At 40.0% G+C, this 18201-nt stretch carries 16 protein-coding genes; 11 read left to right on the forward strand and 5 right to left on the reverse strand.

Annotated elements, in window-relative coordinates; genetic code table 11:
• Positions 1-4 precede the first annotated feature (4 nt).
• The gene (locus tag D7Z94_RS08920; RefSeq protein WP_120711217.1) at positions 5-358 is read right to left on the reverse strand and encodes a hypothetical protein; all 354 of its coding nucleotides are present in this window, start codon (positions 356-358) and stop codon (positions 5-7) included.
• 153 nt (positions 359-511) lie between these two features.
• On the opposite strand from D7Z94_RS08920, the gene D7Z94_RS08925 reads away from it, so the two are divergent.
• The 6 genes from D7Z94_RS08925 to D7Z94_RS08950 all read left to right on the forward strand — a co-directional run bounded on the left by D7Z94_RS08925 (position 512) and on the right by D7Z94_RS08950 (position 6888).
• Complete coding sequence (locus D7Z94_RS08925; protein WP_120711218.1) at positions 512-1870, forward strand: amidohydrolase family protein; 1359 nt, start codon at positions 512-514, stop codon at positions 1868-1870.
• Between the two features lie 220 nt (positions 1871-2090).
• Positions 2091-2771 (forward strand): alkylmercury lyase family protein, encoded by a 681-nt coding sequence (locus tag D7Z94_RS08930; protein ID WP_120711219.1) that lies wholly within the window; start codon positions 2091-2093, stop codon positions 2769-2771.
• Positions 2772-2858: 87 nt separating this feature from the next.
• Positions 2859-3425: a GNAT family N-acetyltransferase gene (locus D7Z94_RS08935; protein WP_120711220.1), complete on the forward strand. Its 567-nt coding sequence runs from the start codon at positions 2859-2861 to the stop codon at positions 3423-3425.
• A 327-nt stretch (positions 3426-3752) separates the two neighbouring features.
• A complete protein-coding gene (locus D7Z94_RS08940; protein ID WP_120711221.1) occupies positions 3753-4829 on the forward strand; it encodes a nickel-binding protein in 1077 nt (358 codons plus the stop codon).
• A gap of 180 nt (positions 4830-5009) precedes the next feature.
• Positions 5010-5504 (forward strand): cupin domain-containing protein, encoded by a 495-nt coding sequence (locus D7Z94_RS08945; protein WP_211341774.1) that lies wholly within the window; start codon positions 5010-5012, stop codon positions 5502-5504.
• A gap of 1 nt (position 5505) precedes the next feature.
• The gene (locus D7Z94_RS08950) at positions 5506-6888 is read left to right on the forward strand and encodes an FAD-binding oxidoreductase (RefSeq protein WP_120711222.1); all 1383 of its coding nucleotides are present in this window, start codon (positions 5506-5508) and stop codon (positions 6886-6888) included.
• 209 nt (positions 6889-7097) lie between these two features.
• On the opposite strand, the gene D7Z94_RS08955 is transcribed toward D7Z94_RS08950, so the two are convergent.
• Positions 7098-8570 carry a serine hydrolase domain-containing protein gene (locus D7Z94_RS08955; protein ID WP_120711223.1) on the reverse strand — a complete coding sequence of 491 codons (1473 nt, stop codon included), beginning with the start codon at positions 8568-8570 and terminating at the stop codon, positions 7098-7100.
• Positions 8571-9386: 816 nt separating this feature from the next.
• Here D7Z94_RS08955 and D7Z94_RS08965 point away from each other — a divergent pair.
• Positions 9387-11897 (forward strand): glycoside hydrolase family 3 protein, encoded by a 2511-nt coding sequence (locus D7Z94_RS08965; RefSeq protein WP_120711225.1) that lies wholly within the window; start codon positions 9387-9389, stop codon positions 11895-11897.
• 3 nt (positions 11898-11900) lie between these two features.
• Here D7Z94_RS08965 and D7Z94_RS08970 read toward each other — a convergent pair whose 3' ends face one another.
• Complete coding sequence (locus D7Z94_RS08970; protein ID WP_120711226.1) at positions 11901-12959, reverse strand: PAS domain-containing sensor histidine kinase; 1059 nt, start codon at positions 12957-12959, stop codon at positions 11901-11903.
• A gap of 396 nt (positions 12960-13355) precedes the next feature.
• Entirely contained in the window at positions 13356-14048 is a 693-nt protein-coding gene (locus D7Z94_RS08975) for a hypothetical protein (protein ID WP_120711227.1), read from the reverse strand.
• A gap of 276 nt (positions 14049-14324) precedes the next feature.
• Here D7Z94_RS08975 and D7Z94_RS08980 point away from each other — a divergent pair, with 276 nt between their 5' ends.
• From D7Z94_RS08980 to D7Z94_RS08995, 4 genes are all read left to right on the forward strand, one after another.
• Positions 14325-14576 (forward strand): type II toxin-antitoxin system ParD family antitoxin, encoded by a 252-nt coding sequence (locus D7Z94_RS08980; protein WP_120711228.1) that lies wholly within the window; start codon positions 14325-14327, stop codon positions 14574-14576.
• Complete coding sequence (locus D7Z94_RS08985; RefSeq protein WP_120711229.1) at positions 14563-14865, forward strand: type II toxin-antitoxin system RelE/ParE family toxin; 303 nt, start codon at positions 14563-14565, stop codon at positions 14863-14865. The genes D7Z94_RS08980 and D7Z94_RS08985 overlap by 14 nt, the downstream gene beginning before the upstream one ends.
• Before the next feature lie 169 nt (positions 14866-15034).
• Entirely contained in the window at positions 15035-16390 is a 1356-nt protein-coding gene (locus D7Z94_RS08990; RefSeq protein WP_120711230.1) for an NAD-dependent succinate-semialdehyde dehydrogenase, read from the forward strand.
• A 51-nt stretch (positions 16391-16441) separates the two neighbouring features.
• Positions 16442-17338, forward strand: coding sequence for a DUF72 domain-containing protein (locus D7Z94_RS08995; protein ID WP_120711231.1), 897 nt, complete (start codon positions 16442-16444; stop codon positions 17336-17338).
• Here the strand turns inward: D7Z94_RS08995 and D7Z94_RS09000 are convergent.
• On the reverse strand, positions 17335-18198 hold the full coding sequence (locus D7Z94_RS09000; protein ID WP_120711232.1) for a phosphatidylserine decarboxylase: 864 nt from the start codon (positions 18196-18198) through the stop codon (positions 17335-17337). The two genes, D7Z94_RS08995 and D7Z94_RS09000, sit on opposite strands and share 4 nt — an antisense overlap.
• Between the last annotated feature and the right edge of the window lie 3 nt (positions 18199-18201).

The raw sequence follows: 18201 nt of genomic DNA on the forward strand, positions 1-18201 counted from the left end.
CAGCCTATTGAACATCTGGTACGATTTCAATATCTGTAATTTCAAAAAAATCTGCACATATATCCTCAAACTCGAATGACTCATAGATAAAGCCGCTGAAGTTTACTTTCAAGCCGTCAACTTCAAATTCAATCTCAAGATTGCATGGAAACAGTACACTTGTTGGGTTTCTATCAAGTCGTTCGTCCGGATCAATAAGATATCCGCAATCTCCATTGAAAATAACAGTGCCGTTGATATTATTTACAATGGTTACTATTCTCCTTCCTTCATCTTGAAAACAACCGGCAGTCGGTTCATCATCAGAACAGGAAAAAAGTACCAAAACGCTGAGTAGAAGCGAACAATATTTCATCATGGTTTAAATAAGATGACTAACTTAGTAATGGTTGCTTTTAAATTCAAAGTTTAAATACACGATACCTGTATGCATCAATTACATATCGAAATAGGCGTCTAAAGATGTATTTTACATCTATATAAAAAGTTGTGCTTCATTAAACTCAAAATCATGAAAAAACACTTTTCTTCATTACTGATATGGATACTAGTTTTTTACTCTTGCGAAGAGGAGAAGAAAAGTAAATATGATTTACTGATTTTAAATGCAACTATTATTGATGTTAAAACGGGAACACTAAACAATGGAAGTTTTATTGCCATTTCAAATGATACAATTCGGTTGATTGGTAAGATGAACAACATGAACAAGCTCGAATCATTAGAAACCATTGATGTCGATAATAAATATGTAATGCCCGGTCTATGGGATATGCATGTTCATTTTAGAGGAGGAGATTCTCTTATTCAGGAAAATAAAAATCTTCTTCCACTTTTTCTTAGCCATGGAGTTACAACCATCAGAGATGCTGGTGGAGATATAACCCCTAGTATAATGAAATGGCGAAATCAATTAAGAAATAAGACCCTCGATGGGCCAAATATTTTCACCTCAGGACCTAAACTTGATGGACCAAAACCAACATGGGAAGGCTCAATCAACATCGTCGATTCTAGTCAAATAAAAATGGCCTTAGATTCTCTAGAAGCAATAGATGTTGATTATGTAAAACTTTACAATTACAATTTAAGCAAAGAAATTTTTTATAACATTTTAAAAGAAGCGGAAAAGCGTGGTCTTAAAACAACTGGACATGTGCCCGAAACTGCTAATCTTATGGAAGCTATTGCATATGGATTAGATGGTGAGGAACATATGTTCTCAAGTTTACAAGCTTGCTCAAAATTGGTCGATGGAAGACTTGAATTTGATTCTAAGATTGCCGAGGAGGTATATGCTAAAATGGCATCTAAAGATTTTTATATCACTCCAACCTTACATATTGGAAAAATACTTACCGAGATATTGGATACCAATCATTCGAATGATGAATTATTACCATTTATAGGAAAGGGAATTCAAAAGACATACCAGATGCGAATAAATAGTGCTATAAAAAGAAAAGCTGAAGGAAGTGATTTAGGAGCCAAAACAGAAAAGCAGTTTTCAGAAATGATCGTTCCTATGTACCAAGCCGGAATCAACTTACTTGCTGGTTCAGACTGCGGTCCATTTAACTCCTATACCTATCCGGGAGAATCATTACATGGAGAATTAATAATGTTAGTGGAAGCTGGACTTACTCCACAACAAGCACTTAAATGCTCTATAATTAATGGCCCTAAATTCTTTGGTTTGGAAAATTATTATGGAAGTATAGAAAGTAATACAGTGGCAGATTTGATTGTATTAGACAAGAACCCTCTCGAAAATATTGAAAATATTGAAGAAATTAATACCGTGATTAATAAAGGAAAAGTACTTAGTAGAGGGTCAATTAGTCAAATATTGAAACCTTTGAAACACTAATAACGAAAGCACAACAAAGATGGCTATAAGTAATTGCTTGCCTGCCTGTCGGCAGACAGGTTCTCGCCTACTTCTGAAAATCCTCTCGGATTTTCAGTTTGGTGTACTTGCAACGCGCCCGAACGTAGTTCGGTACGGGCGGGAGTTAAGTGCTAAACCACACAACTACGCATAGCAGAGTACGCTAGCAGCAAGTTGAGAACCAAACACAAAAAAATAAATGATAACAAATTCAAATCTTCACTATACACTAATTAAAGGAATAATCGATAACGGATTTGCACCAAGTGTTGAGGACCTTTCAAAAACACTTAAAGCAACAAAAAACGACATTGAAAACGGGTTAAAAAATTTACAGGAATATCACGGAATTGTTCTGCACCCTAACGAACCTAAAGTTTGGGTAATTCACCCATTTTCTTTGGCACCAACGAATTTCTATGTTAGAACTAAAAACGGAGAATGGTGGGGAAACTGCGCGTGGTGTTCGCTTGGAGTGGCCGCATTGCTTAAAGATGACGTAAAAATAACGACAACTATCGGAGCGGAAACCAAACAAATCGAAATCAACATTATAAGTGGAGAAATTCAAGAAAAGAACTATTTCATTCATTTTCCAATTCCGATGAAGAATGCATGGGACAATGTAATATACACCTGTAGCAATATGTTGGTATTTGAAAATGAACAACAAATTGACGATTGGACAAGAAAGCACAACATTTCGAAAGGTGATATTCAACCGATTGAGAAGATTTGGAACTTCTCACAAAAATGGTACGGAAACCACCTAAACCCCAAATGGAAAAAATGGACGATTGAAGAAGCCAAAGAAATGTTTCGAGAATTTGAACTTAACGGCAGGATTTGGAAACTTGCTGACTCGACTGAAAGATTTTAAAAGCGAATTTCTGCTATATTCATGAAAAAGTTTAAATAAACGATAAATGACCAAATTGGATTTTGGAAAACAAACTATACTCTTGGCATGACTAATTTTCGAATTGAACCTTTAAGAAAGAATAATTGGGGGAAACTACTTGAGCTATTTGGAGAGAAAGGAGCTGGTGCAAATTGTTGGTGCATGCATTTCCGGTTGCATAAATCGGCACATGAGGAAGGAAAAATTAATGACGGAAACAAAAGTGCACTCAAAAAGTTGGTTTGGGAAGGCAAACCAACAGGACTCATTGGATTTTATGATGATGTTCCTGTCGCATGGTGCGCATTATCCCCAAGGGAGGACTTTGCCAGGTTACAAAGGTCTAGGGTACATAAACCAATTGATGACAAAAAGGTTTGGTCAATACCTTGTACGTTCGTTTCCAAAGAGTTCAGAAAGCACGGTATTTCGGTCGAGCTTTTGAAGGGGGCGGTAGAATATGCGAAACAAGAGGGCATAAAAATTTTGGAAGCGTATCCGACAATTCCAACTCAAGATAAATTACCCGATGGTTTTTTATGGATAGGTCATTACAAGTCATTTGAGAAGGCAGGTTTCGAAATTGTTGATAGGACATCTAAGCATCGACCAATGGTCAGGTATTATGTCTAAAATTAAAGTTCAAAGAAAGGATTGAATATAACATGTATATCTAACCTTTGGTCATAATCTCATGCAACCATTTTAATCTTGTATATCCTAAAATATATAACATGGAAGGCCTAAACTATTTGATCGGCCTGGTTCGCAGTTCACCTTCTTTGATACTTGATTAAAAGTATAATATACCAAGTTTTTATGTACTTCTTTTTTTTAAGCAAGCACGCTGCAACTTGACCGAAATAATAAAACCGCGCTTTTCAACGAACCAGCATTGGCAAAAATTGTATATTAGTGAGGGTCGGATTATTACAGTCTGACCTTTCTAAATTCAGTCCTATGGCCTTGTTTATGGATTTTCATAAAATCGATTCGGACGCTTTTACCGAAGAAGATGCCTATAAGGGGCATTTGCGTGATATCGCGGTGCAGAACAAACACGGGTTGGTCTACAAGAAGTACTATCTCAACCTTGCCCAAAAAACAGCTTTTTGCCTAATGGAGGGGCCAAGCATGACCGCCTGTATAGAAAGCCATCAAGAGGCCCATGGCATTGGGGCCTGCAATGTTATAGAAGTTTCTTCTGAGCATGAGTTTTTGCCATATATGGGTGAAGGCGGTCAAAATTCACAAGATTTGGCCTTGACCTTGTCGGGTGATGTAGATAGTGGGTACCGCACACTTCTGTTGGTGGATATCATCGATTTTTTAAATGGGCCAACGGCTTGGAAATTCAACGTGCGCGAATTAATAAAGAGGAACAACGGTAGCTTGGTGAAGTCTCCAACTAGTAATTTAATGGCTTCATTTATCGATGCTTCGGATACCGTAAGGTGTTCCATAGAGATTGCCAAGTACTTTGAAACCTTAGCGGGCAATGCACCCTTTAGTATAGCCTTGGCCACCGGAAAACCGGTAGACGAGTATAGCAAGGATTTGTTCGAAGAAACCAAGAAGAAGGTAGGGGTATTGTCAAGGCTGGGTTTTGCCTTGGGAATATGTATGGATTCCGATACTGAGCTTTCGGCTTTCAAGAAAGGTGATGTTTCTAAATTGGATACCACCGGAATCACCGTTATCGATCAAACGGCCTATGATGAAATGGAAAAACTGGATATGGTGTTGACGAAAAACCTAAACAATTCAGGTTTTAACAACGATGCCCTCAGTACACAGTTGGGTTTAAGTAAGACCCAAGCCTATCGGAAGATTTCCTTCCTATTCGGTATTTCCCCTAAAAAGCTTTTGTCCGAATTGCGTCTGCTGCATGCGGCCAAAGCACTAGCAAAAAGAGGTAAGACAGTCTCAGAGGTTGCCTATGATTCGGGTTTCAATAGTCCTACGTATTTTACCAGGGTATTTCGAAAGCGGTTTGATATGCTTCCCTCTATGATGACCAAGTCCAATCAGAGTTGATTCAAAGACTTACCCATCGACCCATGTCTAATTTGTGTCAGGTTTTGGAACAAAACTTACACCCCGAGTGTTTTTGGCCCTTTAGTTTTACACAATAGAAAACATGTTGGAATGCCCTTTGAATAGTGCTAAGGTTCCATGATGTTTTCTTTGTAAAACGTACAACCAATACATCAAAAAATGAAATCAGGGAAAAACAAGAAAAGAATTTCAATGTTTATCGCCATTTTAATGCTGACTTTCCTTTGTGAGTATCAGCTCATCGCTCAGGAAGTGGTTTTACAAACTGATAATGTTCAAGGGGAAACCCATATATCAAAAGATGACTTTCCAAAAGGAAATATTATCAACATGATTCATGGGTGGGGAGGAATGACAGTCTCAATAAACGAGTTCAAGGGCGGTACCGATTTCACTCCTATCTTACAAGGCTTAAAAGACGACTTATGTCAAGTGCCGCACTGGGGATATTTGGAAAAAGGTAAAATACGTATTATCGATTCCAATAATAGTACTAAAAGTGTAGTGGCCGGAGAAGTTTATTACATGCCCCCGGGGCATACCCTGATTGTGGATGAAGATGCTAGAAGCATTGAATTTAGCCCTGAAAAGGAAATGAAGGAACTCAATACGTTTGTGGAAAATAAAATAGCCCAAATGCAAAAAGAAAAATAAAATGGCAGCTGATATTGAAATAGAAAGACTCAGGACTGAATTACAGGGGAGGATTATTCTCCCCCAAGATTCGGAATACGATGAGGCACGGACCATCTACAATGCCATGATTGAAAAGCGACCTGCGCTCTTCGTTAAATGCAAAAACAAGCATGATGTATCAAAAGCGGTTCATTTTGCAAAAACAAATAACCTAGAAGTGTCGGTCAAAGCGGGCGGGCATAATGGTGCCGGTCTTTCCCTGGTCGATAGCGGTTTGGTCATCGACCTTTCTGAAATGAAGGAAATAGATATCGATCCAAAAAAAGGGATTGCCGAAATAGCGCCCGGAAATACCTTAAGCGATGTGGATAAGGCCACACATGAACATGGTCTTGCGCTCCCCGTTGGGGTAAACGGGAATACCGGAATTTCTGGATTGACCCTGGGAGGTGGGTTGGGTTTTTTGACCCGAAAAGCAGGTTTGACCATTGATCATTTGATAGCGGCCGAGGTCGTATTGGCCTCAGGTGAAATCGTAACGGCTAATGAAAATAGTCATCCTGATTTATTCTGGGCACTGCGTGGCGGAGGTGGAAACTTCGGTGTGGTAGTATCGTTTACTTTTACTTTGGTTCCTATTAAGAACGTCTATGCCGGACCTATGCTCTGGCCCATAGAAAAGGCCAAGGAAGTTATGCAGTTTTTCGATAATCATACTAAAGATGCCTCCCACGACCTCTATGGTTTTTTTGCCTTTTTAACGGTACCCGATGCCAATCCCTTTCCGGAGCACCTTCGCAAGAAAAATGTTTGTGGCATCGTTTGGTGCTACACGGGTGCCTCGGACAAGATTGAAGAAGTATTTGAACCGATCCGAAACTTTGGCCCGCCCATACTCGACTTTGTTGGTGAAATGCCCCTACCGACCTTAAATAGTCTTTTTGATTGGCTTTATCCACCTGGATTACACTTGTATTGGAAAGGGCATTATGTGAATGAGCTGACCGATAGCTGTATAGCTACGAATACGGAATATGGTGCCAACCTACCAACAACACGATCCACAATGCACCTGTATCCGGTAGATGGAAAAGCCCACGAAATCGGACAACAGGATACGGCTTGGGCCCATCGCGACATTCGATGGGTGCAGGTGATACTAGGGGTAACCGACGACCCCAAAAAAAATGGGTTGATTATGGATTGGTCGAAGCGTTATTATGAGGCAATGGTTCCACACAGTAGCGGGGGCGGGTATGTCAACTTTACGATGCAAGATGATGATGCCCGGGTAAAAGAGAGCTATGGGGTGAATTTTGACAGGCTTAGTGAATTGAAAAAGAAATTTGATCCCGAAAACTTTTTCCACCTAAACCAGAACATTAAACCCGCTACTTCCTAAAGCAAAATTGTTTTTATTGTTCGTATGAATACAAGGCCATCAAAATCTCCGCTTTTAGTCGTTCCTATAAAACCAACCTTTCTTGGAAGTAACCTATAATAGGATACTGCACAAGTAATCACACGTTTATTTAAAATTAGCCAAATAACAACTCAAAAGTTCATTATTCAAACTCTTAACAAATCGTACCTTTCATAAAGTGCTCAACTTTATTTTGCCAGCCTATCGATCAAGTCGCTCACTTTTTTGGCCAAAGGACTAGCGCCACGATCATAATTGGACATGACCGCCACAACATACCCCTGATCCAGAAATATATCCAGATTGGAATTAAGCCCTGGAAACCCGCCACTATGCCCTACCACTTTACCACTAGGGGATTGCCGAATTGTAAAACCGTACCCATATCCGGCATTTGAATAATCGGTCCAAAGCAGTTCCAAGGATGCTTTGGATACCAGTTTTTCATTCACCAAGGCCATTGCAAATTTATGGAGGTCCCGTACCGTGGAGAAACCTCCTCCAGCGGGCCCTCCTTTTATGACATGCTTATACAGGTTGTTTGTCCATCCATAGGAATTGTCAGATCGTTCATAGCCCATGGCCAAATTTTCTACGGGCTGATCCATTTCATAAGCGTCGGTATGCAACATCCGTGCGGATTCAAATATGGTATGCTTCACATACTCAAAATAATCCTGTTGGGTTACTTTTTGGATGATCACGCCCAACAATAACATGCCCGTATTGCTATAACCAAAGCGTTCCCCGGGTTCAAATGCAAGGGATTCCCCTTGTACAAGGGGCTTAAAATCATCGATACTCCTATATAATGCCCTGGACGAATTCCAAAAGTCTTCATTAAAGTAACTCCCCAAGCCACTGGTATGAGATAACAGGTGATGTATAGTAATTTTGGAAGTTATGCTTGATGGCAGCCAGGTTTCATCTATATACTTGTCTATCGGGTCTTTTAAGTCGATAAGGCCTTTTTCCACAAGCTGTAAAATGACAACGGAGGTAAACATTTTGTTCATGGAACCCAAATTAAATTTGGTTTCCAAATTATTCTTTACATGGAATCGCTTTGAAGCTTCTCCTCGGGCATCTTCATATAGGATATCGTTTCCTTTGGCCACCAATATAGCCCCTGAAAAAAGGTCGAGTTCGGATAATTTTACTACTGTTTTTTTGATTTCCGCTACGAGCTCACTTTGCGAAATTTGAGATTGGAGGATATCGGTTGGCGTCTCAGCGGGTGAAAAGCCTATCCCTTTGAGAAGCAACCCTTCTTTATCAGCAAATGAAAACATGATTTTTTGCCATGAACCGTAATTTTCATCTTTTGCAATAAGTACGATTTCTTGCTCATTTTTGGGCGTATGGGTTCTAATACTATGAAAGCTAATGCCGCCTGTCTGTCGGTAATAGTTCAAGAAATGTCCTTGATGTGCCTCCATAGGCGCCATATTTTGAAAATCCTCGGTAAAAGTATTTTCGATGAATTCTTTTATGGTATCCCCATCATTGGAATTTATGGTACTGATAATTTTTTGGGTTACCGTTCCTATCCGGCCTTTGGGAAAAGTAGTTTCATCGCTATAGTTAAGCTTTTTAGGCTGGGCATTACAAAGTATGGGGAAACATAGGCATAACGCAAAAATGGACGTGTAAAATTTCATAAGCGTTCTTTCTTAAGGGTTATAACAAGCCAAAATCATCCTCCTTTATGATCAACTGATCGGATTCAAATTAAAGACTGGATAAAAGAAGAGAAGTTACAAAGGTTTAAGAGACTATGTTGAACTATATGATCACATAGCTCTTTTTTGATACTATCTAAGGTAAAGTTTTTTTACGAAGCAGGGGCTATGATACAAAATTTAAACGAGGTAGGGCTCAAAAAGGGTCGACCCATCTGCAAGGGTTGGGCAAGAAAAACCATTGACCTATTTCAAGAAAGGCATTGACGTATTTACTGACCAAGCCGATTTTTAATAAGTCCGGTTAGAATAAAAACTAGAACACTTAGGGCAAAAAGTATGGCTGTAGCCGCGATATAGGATACAATTGGATTCATCTATCTATTTATTTTTCATTAAAGGGCAATTCGTATAGCAGGCGCGTGATTCTTATTTTAATGTGAATCTAACCACTAATCATGGATTTGAGATCTACAATTGTATGAAGTGCTGTCCTTATCGTATAAAATGCATGAAAATCATTATTTTTCGAATACGCCGGTCCATCTAAAATGGATATGCGTTGAGAGAGCAAGGATCAATGAACCGATCAAATCTATAGGGGACATATTGTTATTTACCAAACACCCTTATGCGCAAGCCAAAAAGAATCGGAAAATGATAATAGGACAAGGTTACGGTACAACTGTAATGGACATTTCCAAATTACAGATAGAAATAATGTAACTTACACCTTGGATTAGAATCCGAAAGGATTTTTAATTAATTTAAATCACAATTCATATCAATTTCAATATGCGTATTGTAAAGCCGTTTACCTTGCCCGTTTCCCTATGCTGTATTTTGTCTATTCTAGTTTTAGGCTGCACTGAAAAAAAGAACGCTACAGCAATAGAAAAATCAGCGAATCTTGTAAATCCGGAGGATTGGCCGAGCATCAAACCGCTACCGTTGGATCCAGCGATAGAAGCACAAATAGATGAGCTTCTGCCAAAACTGACGCTAGAACAAAAAGTAGGTCAGGTTATCCAGGCGGACAATGGATCAGTCACGCCAGAGGAGGTGAAGCAATATCGCCTAGGTGCCGTGCTGAGTGGCGGGAATTCAGCCCCTGGGCCATTACCTTATGCAGATACCAAAACTTGGTTGGAAATGGCCGATAAATACTACAATGCTTCGATTGACGATGAAGGTGTTGAGGTGGCTATACCCTGTATATGGGGAATAGATGCGGTACATGGTCATGCCAACCTTACCGGAGCTATAGTCTTTCCGCATAATATTGGACTCGGTGCGATGCACAATCCCGACCTAATCGAGCAAATTGCAACGGTTACCGCCCATGAACTCACGGTATCCGGCCATGATTGGACCTTTGCTCCGACTTTAGCGGTACCGCAGGACTTACGTTGGGGCAGAAGCTATGAAGGCTTCTCCGAAGACCCCGAGATAGTCAGGTCATACGCGGATCGTATTGTCTACGGGCTGCAAGGCCGTTTTGGTGAAGAGGATTTTATGGGAGCCGGTCGCGTTATATCCAGTGCCAAGCACTTTCTCGCCGATGGTGCCACGGAAAAAGGTGTTGATCAAGGTGATGCCCTCATTAGTGAAGAAGAGTTACGTAAGATACATGCGGCGGGTTACTACAGCGCCATACCCGCAGGCGTACAAACCGTGATGGCTTCTTTCTCCAGCTGGCAAGGCAGAAAACTCCATGGCGACAGGGATCTGTTGACCGATGTCTTAAAGGGGCAACTTGGGTTCAACGGCTTCGTGGTAGGTGACTGGAACGGTCATGGCCAAGTTGCCGGCTGTACGAATACCGATTGTCCACAGTCGCTGAATGCAGGTCTCGATATGTTTATGGCTCCCGACAGCTGGAAAGACTTGTATGAAAGCACCTTAAAGCATGTAAAGGACGGAACTGTTCCAATGGAACGATTGGATGATGCAGTGCGCCGTATCCTGCGTGTAAAAATGGCATCCGGTATATTTACCAAAGGTGCACCGAGCACACGAAAAAATGCGGGGGATGAAAGTCTTTTGGGGTTACCTAAAAACAGGGCCATTGCACGCCAGGCGGTTCGGGAGTCCATGGTTTTGCTTAAAAACAACGGCGGTGTGTTACCCTTGGATGCTAAGAAAACGATCCTGGTAGTCGGTGATGGAGCGGAGAGTATTTCCAAGGCATGTGGAGGATGGACACGCTCTTGGCAAGGCGTAGGGCATACCAACGAGGAGTTCCCCAATAGCGAGTCGATACTGGAGGGTATACGAGAAGCGGTCCATAAGGCTGGTGGTAAAGTTGTTTATTCTGCCAATGGAGAAGCTCTAGTGGCTGCCGATGTCGTAATCGCCATCTATGGAGAGGACCCATACGCTGAATTCCAGGGAGATCGTGAAAATCTCGACTTTGTTCCCAATGGTTTTGATGTGAATACATTGGCGAAATTTCAAAGTCAGGGTATTCCAATCGTATCCGTTTTTCTATCAGGCCGGCCGTTATGGAGCAATCCTGAAATCAACTTGTCGGACGCATTTGTCGCCGCATGGTTGCCCGGTACCGAAGGAGGAGGTATTTCGGATCTATTATTTCAAAGGGACCCGTCTTTTGATTTTACGGGTCGTCTATCTTTCTCCTGGCCAGCCAGTGCCGTCGTGTCGGAAGATGCTGAACCCTTGTTTAAGTTGGGGTATGGTCTTACCTATACTGATTCTACAACAGTAGTGGGTCAACTTTCGGAAAACTCCGGGCTGGAAAATAGCGCTATAGCATCTACGGGCGAATTTTTCAGTAAAGGGGCTGCTGTTGCACCTTGGGGATTATGGTTGCGTTCAGGTGATTTGAATAAACAGATTGCCAGCTTTCCAACATCCGTTGGAGGGTTGATCATTAGTAAAATCGACCATGAGGCACAAGAAGATGCCTTGAGGATAAAATGGACTAGATCGGACCATGATCAAATGAGGATCAATGCGGCCTCACCAAGTGATATGTCCCGTCAGGCAAATGGCGCCATGGAGCTTACTTTCTCCGCTAGATCATTTAAGGCCAGCGACGCAGTTGTCCAAATAGGTATGTGTGGTGAAAACTCCCCTTGCGATCAATTCCTTGATATCAACATTGCAGCGAATGACTGGAGCGAATATCGAATAAGCCTAAGTTGCTTTGCCAATCTTGGTGTAGACATGACCAAAGTGAGTTCCGCACTAATGCTTACTGCCGCAGAAGGTGTAGATATTGGACTAAGCAATATTCGCTTGGAATCGGATATCGATGCTAAGCCTGGATGTGACGGTAAGTAGGGATTAAGCTTTAAACTTGATCGTAAAAGTGGTGCCTTTGTTGACCGCGCTATCCACACTGATGCTGCCTCCAAGACTGGTAACATGATTGTATACCAAATATAGGCCCACCCCTTTGCTATCTTCATTACCATGAAATTTCTGGTTCAAATTGAAGATAAGGTCTCCCACTTTTTCCATATCAAAGCCAAGACCATTATCCGAATAAGTAAAGGTTTTTTCTCCCTTCTTTTGGTCCGTAATTATTGAGATAACAGGTAAAACATCCGGCCGTGCGTATTTGATGGAATTAGTAATCAGGTTTAGAAAAATACTCTCCATATAGACGGCATTGAAAGGTATACTTTCCAAGCCTAAAAAATCTACTTGAAATTCTGCACCAGCCTTCCGTATCAAAGCACTTATAGAATTTTGTACTTTCCGGAGTATTGCATTGAAACTGATCTCCTCTAATTTTTCATTCGAGATATCTTTTTGTTTTAAGGCATCAACGGAAGAGTTCAGGGAAGTCTTTAGCCCTTCGGCAGAAAGTCGTATAAAATGGAGTATTTCCCGGGTTTCCTCATCCTCGATCTTGCTTAAATCGATTAAATCGACCATGGAAATCAAATTATTCACAGGTGATCTTAAATCATGGGAGGTCGCATAATTTAATTGCTTAAGCTTCTTGTTTACTTCATAAAGTTGGCCTAAGTGTCCTATGCGCTCGTTCTCAAGTTCTTTTTTGTGGGTAACATCTTTGGCTATGGCATATATTAATTGCTCGTTCTCCACAGGAATGGATGTCCAATGGAGCCAGACAAGCTCTCCGGATTTACAGATATATCTGTTTTCAAAATTGACCAAGGGTACGTTATTCGTCAAATTTTTTCTATGCGCAGCAGTGCGCTCCCTATCCTTATCATAAATGAATTCAGAAATAGGTTTTGAGCTTAGTTCCTCTTCGGAATACCCTAATAACTCTACAAAAGCAGGGTTTATTTTCGCAAAATAGCCCTCATAATTGGCAATGCATAGGCAATCCATCGAAAGGTCAAAGAAAGGTTCTAACTGGAGATTCATAGACTTTGGTGATTTTAATGTTGCATTGGAGGTTATTTCTGGTAATAGATACCCTTTAGTTCACTTTCTTTTTATTCAAACCTGTTTATGGGTCGTTTGGTTGCATATAGTTAGTAACGTATAGAACTGGACAATTATTAGTTTTACATATAAGAAATGTAAATACTTCAATAGGCTATAATTGAATTCAAGAATAATTGCAGCTAAAATTTTTAAAGAACAATGTCAATAAATGATCGTTGATTATGGAGGACATTCTACAATAAAGGATTTTAGCATATCAAAAATCAAACGGAAAAGTTCAAATATAAGGGGTAGCTTCTACAAAAGGTTGTCCCAGGTTTATAGTAGCCCTTTTAAAATGTAATTGTTGGGAATGAATTTTTTAGATAAAAACTATGATTTTAGTTTGAAGTAATGATCTAAAATTTTGAAGGCATCTTCTTCTTCTTCAATTTTAATCTTTTCTTTCTTAATAAACTGGGCCATAGGACTGGAATACTTTCCGAAAAGATTAATGAGCGTCTTTTTCTTTTTAGGAATTTCAATCAATCTCGAGGATTCGGGGCTATGTTCCACAAAATAATACTTGGTACGGCCTTCAATGAATTTCCCGTACTTTGATTCTTCATAATGGACTTTGGTTTCTTTAGGGGGTACATAAAATATTTGTTCTTTGGAATAGAGCGTATAGTGATGGGTCTTCTTTATTTCTTCGAAAAAAGTAATTTTTAAGTCACCCTTTTTATCGTTGTATGAAAGTGTTCTATAGATTTTATTGGAACCATTCAATAATTCGATTGTATATTCTTGGTCTTTTGGCAAGGATATTATTTTGGTCTCACTCTTTTGGATTTCAATAGTATTTTCTACCACATCGAATCGAACTAAATGAGTTTTTTGTGAATCATTGATCTTGGCTGGAGTAAAATCCTCAAAAAGATAACGAGAACCCTCGGAGTTATCATATTCTGGTCTGGGGTTCACAAAACTTGCTAGCTCCATATCGACTTGATTACTTCCTGAATCAATCTGAGCTACAACGCAGAAACTTATAAGAAAAAAAATAAGGCCGGTTAGTTTTCTCATTTTGACAATAATTAGAGTGAGGGTTAAGAATTAGTAATTTAGCATTTTTCGAAGTCCTTCCCTAATTAATTAACATTTAGGAAGTTTGTAGATTCCAAATCTCACATAATTGTACTATGTGTATGTTGGTCATGCGAGTTAATAAAACGTACTTAAAAAACCCTTACTTTGCTATTCTTAAGGAAGTAATTAGAATTAATGTTTAAATACAAAGGATTGTTGTTTTACTTAAATTTTATACTTAAATTGAACCATTATTATTAATATTGGTTCATTATGGCGGTAATTAGAAAATCCATCACATTTACGGAACAACAAGATGCTTATGTCAAAAGCTTGATAGAACAAGGTTTTTACACCAACGATAGCGAATATATCAGGGATATTATTCGAAAGGACCAAGAGAGAAGAAAGCGAATAGTCGATTTAAACGAGGCATTAATCGAGGGAATCGAAAGTGGTCCCTCCGATGCTACCATAGATAGTATTTGGGAGGAGGCCATAAAAGAGCACAATGCCGAAAAGTAAATATGTACTAAGTGCCAAGGCAAAGAGCGATATAAAATCCATTGCCAAATACACCTTGGAAGAATTTGGAGAAAGCCAATCCTTAAGGTACGCTCAAGGCTTAAAGGGGATTTTGGGAGAACTGGCAAATAATCCAGACCTCGGTAGGAGATACGTGGCGGTTAAGAATCAAATGCTTTTGCGGTTTAGGTTTAAATCACACGTAATATTCTATTCTATCAATCAAGAAGGGATTTTTATTGTTCGGGTTTTAGGAGGTAGGATGGATTTTCCTAAACACCTAAAGTAAAGTTCAGCTAAAGCCCTTCTTCCCATTGTACCGGTTTTTTCTTGAAATGTCCAAATCCAACAGATTTATTTCGACCATACTTCTAGAAATTCATAATTTTAAGTAAGCCGAGGACTGTCTGTTTTTATCGAGGCGGATTTCTGTGCAATTAAAATCAGCAAATAGACCTATGAAGATATCTATAAATCCATTCAACAATCAAAAATTATATGAGTTTGAAGAATTGAATGCCGTACAATTGAAAGAAAGAATAGTACAGGCACAGAGCGCATTTCAAGATTGGAAAACAACATCCTTTTCGGAACGTAGCAAATTGATACGGGCCGTAGCCAGGGATTTAATGGAAAACACCAAAGAATATGCCGAGATCATTACCTTGGAAATGGGAAAGCCCATTGTACAATCCCTCGCCGAAATCGAAAAATGTGCCTGGGTATGCGAATACTACGCCACTCATGCCGAAGATCAATTAAAGGATGAAATCATTACAACCAATGCAGCGAAAAGCTATGTCCGTTACGAACCTTTAGGCCCGGTTTTGGCCATTATGCCCTGGAACTTTCCTTTTTGGCAAGTATTTCGTTTCGCCGTACCAAATTTAATGGCCGGTAATGTTGGGGTTTTAAAGCATGCTTCCAATGTGATGAAATCTGCGGAAATGATACAACGAATTTTTGAGAAAGCAGGATTTCCAAAAGGGTGTTTTCAAAATCTGATCATACATAATGATAAAGTAAAGTCGGTTATTGAAAATGATTTTATAAAAGCGGTAACACTCACCGGGAGTACGCCTGTAGGGGCCTCCGTAGCCTCTATTGCAGGGAGCAGTATAAAGAAGACCGTTCTGGAACTTGGAGGTAACAATGCCCTTGTCGTTTTTGAGGATGCCCAACTGGAACGGACGCTGGACAGCTGCGTACAAGCTAGATTTCAAAATACGGGGCAGAGTTGCATTGCCGGTAAACGCCTCTTGGTACAAAACCGCATCGCTATGAAATTTATCCAAGGGTTTAAGAATAAAGTGGCCCAACTCAGAAGTGGAGATCCCTTGGACAAGGACACCTTTATCGGAGTCTTGGCCCGGGAGGATCTGGCCGTGGACTTGGAAAAGCAAGTTAAGGAATCCATTAAAATGGGAGCGGAGCTTATTTTAGGCGGTAAACGTAATGGTACTTATTTTGAGCCCACTATACTCTCGGACGTTACCAGGGATATGCCCATTTTTAGAGAGGAGACTTTTGGTCCGGTCATTGGAATAACTATTTTTGAGACGGAGGAGGAGGCCATGAATTTGGTCAACGATTCGGATTTTGGTTTGGGCGTATCCTTGTTTACCTCAAACCGGGAAAGGATGGAAAGGTTGATTCCCCAGTGTAATGAGGGAGCTGTTTTTATAAATGAATTGGTGAAAAGTGACCCCCGATTGCCCTTTGGCGGGATAAAAACTTCCGGTTACGGCAGGGAACTATCCGCACACGGTATTAGGGAATTCATGAATAGGAAAACAGTGTATATAAAAAACTGATTTTTAGACTTGGAATAAGTCTTATAAATCATAAAATAAATAAAGAACACGATGAAATTTGGAAAAGTAGAACACCCGGAGCTTATAGATTTTAGTATTCCACAAGATCATCCCGATACGGAAGTCTTATTTGCAAAGTATAAAGAGGAAGACCAACCGTTAAAGGTTAACGTAGGTTGCGCCAAATGGAACCGTCAGGATTTGAAGAATTTCTATCCCAGAGGTACAAAGGATGAATTGGCCTATTATTCCTCCCAATTTAACTGTATAGAACTAAATGCCACCTTTTACCGCATCTTTCCGGCGAAGACCTATGAAGGCTGGTATGAAAAGACTCCGGATAATTTTAAATTCTTTCCCAAAATCGTACAGAATGTAAGCCATTTAAGGAGGCTTAATGAGCAAGCGTACCCTATTTTGGAGGAATACCTGAATTTAACGGCCAACCTCAAGGAGAAATTGGGAACTATGTTCTTGCAAATGCACAATAATTTTAGTCCAAAAGATTGGGATAGGGTAGTGCGCTTTGTTGAAAATTGGCCTAAGGAGTTCTCCCTGGCCATGGAGTTTCGGCATACGGACTGGTTTAATGACGAGAAAGTAGCACAGGAATTATATCATTTGTTGGAAGAGAATACTATCGCAAATATTTTGGTCGATACTGCCGGGAGAAGGGACATTATGCATATGCGACTTACCAATAACGAGGCTTTTATCCGATATGTTGGGGCCAATCATGAAAGTGATTATTCCAGATTGGATGATTGGGTTGAAAAGTTGTACGATTGGAAACAAAAAGGTCTAAAAAACATCCACTTTTTTGTACATCAAAACTTGGAATTGGAATCCCCTTTGCTTTCGGTCTATTTTATTCAAAAGCTTAACGAAAGGTTGAATTTGGATTTAAAGATTCCGGAAACACTTATAAAGCCCAATACTCTTTTTTAATAGGTTGCCCCAACTTCTACAAAAGTGTTCTTTGAGTGCCATTTTGGAGCTTCTGGAGAAGCCATACAACAGGTAGAGCCTAGATAGAACAAAGCGATTTCCTCCATCTTTTTTATAGATCCGCCCACTTTTATAGGTTTCGCCAATTCTATGGTACGTACGGCAGGACCGCCGACGATGGACAAATACCAGGTACGGCCTTTGTCATCTGTAATATCCACATTGTAACGCTCGTTCCGAAAAGCCGGTAAGGATGGATTTTGTTTATATATCCAGGGTCTGAGGACGATCAAATCACCGGGGATATGCTGTATTCTGGATATGGTACCGTTTACAGGGGCATGTATCCGATGATAGTTTTTGTTATGTAGGAACACATTGGTAAATGTATATTCTTTGGGAATAGTGCTATCCAGTGTCCCAAAAATTGTGGTTATGGTTCGGTCGTCACTTTTTACTCTTGACTTTTCTATATCGGAAACTTTCCCTTTGTCACACAAGAGTCCTTCGCAGGGCCATACAAATGGAACATCATTTTTAGGCAGTTCCTTAAACTCCCGGATGAAAAAATCCTGAAAGCTTCCAAAGTCACTTTTTCCAAAAGGAGGTTTAAATTTATCCAGATAGTTTTTGTCCGAATAATTGATTCGAATATACGTTTTGATAAATCTTTTTGAAAAAGGTTTATCGTATACCGAAGCATATTTGGAAGATAATTTTCGCTGTATGGGGCTAGGTATATTGCCCCAAACATTCACCGAAAGAAAAGTATATAACTTGGCCCGCCATTCGGGAACCTTGAATACCGTAAAATGTGGCTCGGAGTAGTAGTCGTTCTCAAGATATGTGCTGGCTTCCATTTG

The sequence above is a fragment of the Ulvibacterium marinum genome, from assembly GCF_003626755.1.
Taxonomy (GTDB): Bacteria; Bacteroidota; Bacteroidia; order Flavobacteriales; family Flavobacteriaceae; genus Ulvibacterium; species Ulvibacterium marinum.

What these genes read in the sequence shown, in the direction of transcription:
- D7Z94_RS08980 (WP_120711228.1), top strand. Translation starts at nt 14,325, where the DNA reads ATGGCGGTAATTAGAAAATCCATCACATTTACGGAACAACAAGATGCT.
- D7Z94_RS08975 (WP_120711227.1), bottom strand. Translation starts at nt 14,048, where the DNA reads ATGAGAAAACTAACCGGCCTTATTTTTTTTCTTATAAGTTTCTGCGTT.
- D7Z94_RS08920 (WP_120711217.1), bottom strand. Translation starts at nt 358, where the DNA reads ATGATGAAATATTGTTCGCTTCTACTCAGCGTTTTGGTACTTTTTTCC.
- D7Z94_RS08925 (WP_120711218.1), top strand. Translation starts at nt 512, where the DNA reads ATGAAAAAACACTTTTCTTCATTACTGATATGGATACTAGTTTTTTAC.
- D7Z94_RS08930 (WP_120711219.1), top strand. Translation starts at nt 2,091, where the DNA reads ATGATAACAAATTCAAATCTTCACTATACACTAATTAAAGGAATAATC.
- D7Z94_RS08970 (WP_120711226.1), bottom strand. Translation starts at nt 12,959, where the DNA reads ATGAATCTCCAGTTAGAACCTTTCTTTGACCTTTCGATGGATTGCCTA.
- D7Z94_RS08955 (WP_120711223.1), bottom strand. Translation starts at nt 8,570, where the DNA reads ATGAAATTTTACACGTCCATTTTTGCGTTATGCCTATGTTTCCCCATA.
- D7Z94_RS08945 (WP_211341774.1), top strand. Translation starts at nt 5,010, where the DNA reads ATGAAATCAGGGAAAAACAAGAAAAGAATTTCAATGTTTATCGCCATT.
- D7Z94_RS08935 (WP_120711220.1), top strand. Translation starts at nt 2,859, where the DNA reads ATGACTAATTTTCGAATTGAACCTTTAAGAAAGAATAATTGGGGGAAA.
- D7Z94_RS08940 (WP_120711221.1), top strand. Translation starts at nt 3,753, where the DNA reads ATGGCCTTGTTTATGGATTTTCATAAAATCGATTCGGACGCTTTTACC.
- D7Z94_RS08995 (WP_120711231.1), top strand. Translation starts at nt 16,442, where the DNA reads ATGAAATTTGGAAAAGTAGAACACCCGGAGCTTATAGATTTTAGTATT.
- D7Z94_RS08950 (WP_120711222.1), top strand. Translation starts at nt 5,506, where the DNA reads ATGGCAGCTGATATTGAAATAGAAAGACTCAGGACTGAATTACAGGGG.
- D7Z94_RS08965 (WP_120711225.1), top strand. Translation starts at nt 9,387, where the DNA reads ATGCGTATTGTAAAGCCGTTTACCTTGCCCGTTTCCCTATGCTGTATT.
- D7Z94_RS09000 (WP_120711232.1), bottom strand. Translation starts at nt 18,198, where the DNA reads ATGGAAGCCAGCACATATCTTGAGAACGACTACTACTCCGAGCCACAT.
- D7Z94_RS08990 (WP_120711230.1), top strand. Translation starts at nt 15,035, where the DNA reads ATGAAGATATCTATAAATCCATTCAACAATCAAAAATTATATGAGTTT.
- D7Z94_RS08985 (WP_120711229.1), top strand. Translation starts at nt 14,563, where the DNA reads ATGCCGAAAAGTAAATATGTACTAAGTGCCAAGGCAAAGAGCGATATA.